Annotated in this window: 2 protein-coding genes; both read left to right on the forward strand. The window is 57.5% G+C overall.

What is annotated here, in order from left to right; translation table 11 throughout:
• The first annotated feature begins 250 nt into the window (after window positions 1-250).
• Window positions 251-2,206, forward strand: a complete 1,956-nt coding sequence (gene acs, locus AC1DRJ_RS21885; RefSeq protein WP_477803978.1) for an acetate--CoA ligase — start codon at window positions 251-253, stop codon at window positions 2,204-2,206.
• A gap of 700 nt (window positions 2,207-2,906) precedes the next feature.
• Window positions 2,907-3,561: transporter substrate-binding domain-containing protein (locus tag AC1DRJ_RS21890; RefSeq protein WP_477803979.1), on the forward strand; the 655-nt coding region annotated here is incomplete at its 3' end.

Genomic DNA, 3,561 nt, shown 5'->3' on the forward strand with positions numbered 1-3,561 from the left:
CGGTCTTTCTGGAACACCGCGTTGCCTGATTTTACGACTGCTKCGCAGCCGAACGCAGGCTKCGCCAGCTGCTACAGGTCGCGTTATGGCAGGGGAATGAAATTTACTGGAAGAGGCCTGGTAGTTGGGGTTGCGGGCATTTCACGACATTTTGTAGGGGCTTGTTACTACCATCGTCGAATGGTTCTATGGGGCTGGCACGGCTAAAAAGGTGTCATACAAAAACAACTATTCCACCGAGGTAAGAAAGATGAGTGCGGCTTCCCTGTATCCCGTTCGTCCCGAGGTCCTGGCTAATACGCTGACTGACGAGGCTACCTACAAGGCCATGTACCAGCAGTCGGTCGTCAACCCGGACGGCTTCTGGCGCGAGCAAGCCAAGCGCCTCGACTGGATCAAGCCTTTCACCACGGTGAAGCAGACGTCTTTCGACGATCACCATGTCGACATCAAATGGTTCGCCGACGGCACCTTGAACGTTTCCTACAACTGCCTCGACCGTCATCTGGCTGAGCGCGGCGATCAAATCGCGATCATTTGGGAAGGGGATGACCCTTCCGAAAGCCGCAACATCACCTACCGCGAACTGCATGAACAAGTCTGCAAGTTCGCCAACGCCTTGCGCGGCCAGGATGTGCACCGCGGCGACGTGGTGACTATCTATATGCCGATGATCCCCGAAGCCGTGGTCGCCATGCTGGCCTGCACCCGGATCGGCGCGATTCACTCGGTGGTGTTCGGTGGTTTCTCGCCGGAAGCCCTGGCCGGTCGCATCATCGACTGCAAATCCAAAGTGGTGATCACTGCGGACGAAGGTATTCGTGCCGGCAAGAAGATCCCGCTGAAGGCCAACGTCGACGACGCGCTGACCAACCCGGAAACCAGCAGCATTCAAAAAGTCATCGTGTGCCAGCGCACCGGTGGCGACATCAAGTGGAACCAGCATCGCGACATCTGGTACGAAGACCTGATGAAAGTGGCGGGCACTGTTTGCGCGCCGAAAGAGATGGGCGCCGAAGAAGCGCTGTTTATCCTTTACACCTCCGGTTCGACCGGCAAGCCGAAGGGTGTGCAGCACACCACCGGCGGTTACCTGCTGTATGCGGCGATGACCCACGAGCGCGTGTTCGACTACCGCCCGGGCGAAGTCTACTGGTGCACCGCCGACGTCGGTTGGGTCACCGGCCACACTTACATCGTCTACGGCCCGCTGGCCAATGGCGCGACCACACTGCTGTTCGAAGGCGTGCCGAACTATCCGGACATCACCCGGGTGGCGAAGATCGTCGACAAGCACAAGGTCAACATCCTCTACACCGCACCGACCGCGATCCGCGCGATGATGGCGTCGGGCACCGCTGCCGTAGAAGGCGCAGATGGCAGCAGCCTGCGTCTGTTGGGCTCGGTCGGTGAGCCGATCAACCCGGAAGCGTGGGATTGGTACTACAAGAACGTTGGTCAATCCCGTTGCCCGATCGTTGATACCTGGTGGCAGACCGAAACCGGCGCAACCTTGATGAGCCCATTGCCGGGTGCCCACGGCCTCAAGCCAGGTTCGGCGGCACGTCCGTTCTTCGGTGTGGTGCCGGCTCTGGTGGACAACCTGGGCAACATCATCGAAGGCGTTGCCGAGGGCAACCTGGTAATTCTCGATTCGTGGCCAGGTCAGGCGCGCACCCTGTACGGTGACCATGACCGCTTCGTCGATACCTACTTCAAGACGTTCCGTGGCATGTATTTCACTGGTGACGGTGCGCGTCGTGATGCGGATGGCTACTACTGGATCACCGGTCGCGTGGATGACGTGCTCAACGTTTCCGGCCACCGCATGGGTACTGCTGAAATTGAAAGCGCGATGGTCGCTCACCCGAAAGTCGCTGAAGCGGCGGTGGTCGGTGTGCCGCACGACATCAAGGGGCAGGGCATTTATGTCTACGTCACCCTGAACGGCGGCGAAGAGCCGAGCGAGCAGCTGCGCCTGGAACTAAAWAACTGGGTGCGTAAAGAGATCGGCCCGATTGCTTCGCCGGATGTGATCCAGTGGGCGCCGGGACTGCCGAAAACCCGTTCGGGCAAGATCATGCGCCGGATTCTGCGCAAGATTGCGACGGCTGAATACGATGGGTTGGGGGATATTTCGACCCTGTCGGATCCGGCTGTGGTGCAGCATTTGATTGATACGCACAAGACTATGAACGTCGCTTAAGCGCCGACTTTTGAGTCATCGAAGCCCCACCAGGTATTGAGCCTGGTGGGGTTTTTTATTGGCTGATTTTTTTGCGGTGACAGTTCGGGCCTCTTCGCGAGCAAGCCCGCTCCCACATTTGATCTCCAGTGAACACAGAATTTGTGCCCGGCTCAGGTTCAATGTGGGAGCGGGCTTGCTCGCGAAGGCGGCCTGTCAGACTCCCCATAAACATCAGCCAATAATTATCGGCTTCAGTCGTAGGCCAATTCCCACTGTTACCCATCCCCCTTCAAGTAACTGAATGTGTAACCGCCCGCGCCCATCCGGGGCGTTGGGAAACGCAAAATCCCATTCCCGGGCCACCACATCCCCCAGAAAAATAAGACATAACGCCAAGCTTGCCGGATTTGCGGGGTTTGCCAATAATAGGCCCGCAATTTGCTACATAGATCGGTTAACTGTCTTTTGCTCCTGCATGATTTTGCAGGGCTGTCAACGCGCTCGAACGGCTTTCTCGGTGCTTCTGTAATTAGTTGTCGCATTGAAGAAATATCGGCTTCGGGCCTGTCGTTAGAATGCCGATCACTCGCTCGTTGTGGCTCGCGTTGAAAAAAGCGCGCGATTCCTACAGCGCAGCATCGTTGTCTGGTTCTACTCACTCGCATATTGGGCTATCGCTCACTCTGCAGTTTTTGCCCTTTACCGATGGAGTCCCATGATGAAGAAACTCGTGCTGCTTGGCGCCCTGGCACTGTCCGTGCTGTCCCTGCCAACTTTCGCCGATGAAAAGCCACTGAAAATTGGCATCGAAGCGGCTTACCCTCCGTTCGCTTCCAAAGCGCCGGACGGCAGCATCGTGGGTTTCGACTACGACATCGGCAATGCCCTGTGCGAAGAGATGAAGGTCAAGTGCGTGTGGGTCGAGCAAGAGTTCGACGGTCTGATCCCGGCACTCAAAGTGCGCAAGATCGACGCGATCCTGTCGTCCATGTCGATCACTGAAGACCGCAAGAAGTCTGTCGACTTCACCAACAAGTACTACAACACCCCGGCTCGCCTGGTCATGAAGGCTGGCACTCAAGTCAGCGACGGCCTGACTGAATTGAAGGGCAAGAACATCGGCGTGCAACGTGGTTCGATCCACGAGCGTTTCGCCCGTGAAGTCCTGGCTCCGTTGGGTGCTGAGGTCAAGCCTTACGGTTCGCAGAACGAAATTTACCTCGACGTGGCCGCTGGCCGCCTCGATGGCACCGTGGCTGACGCTACGCTGTTGAATGACGGCTTTTTGAAAACCGACGCAGGCAAAGGCTTCGCGTTCGCTGGCCCGGCCTTCACCGACGTCAAATACTTCGGCGATGGCGTGGGTATTGCTG

It is taken from the genome of Pseudomonas sp. P5_B2 (assembly GCF_056400445.1).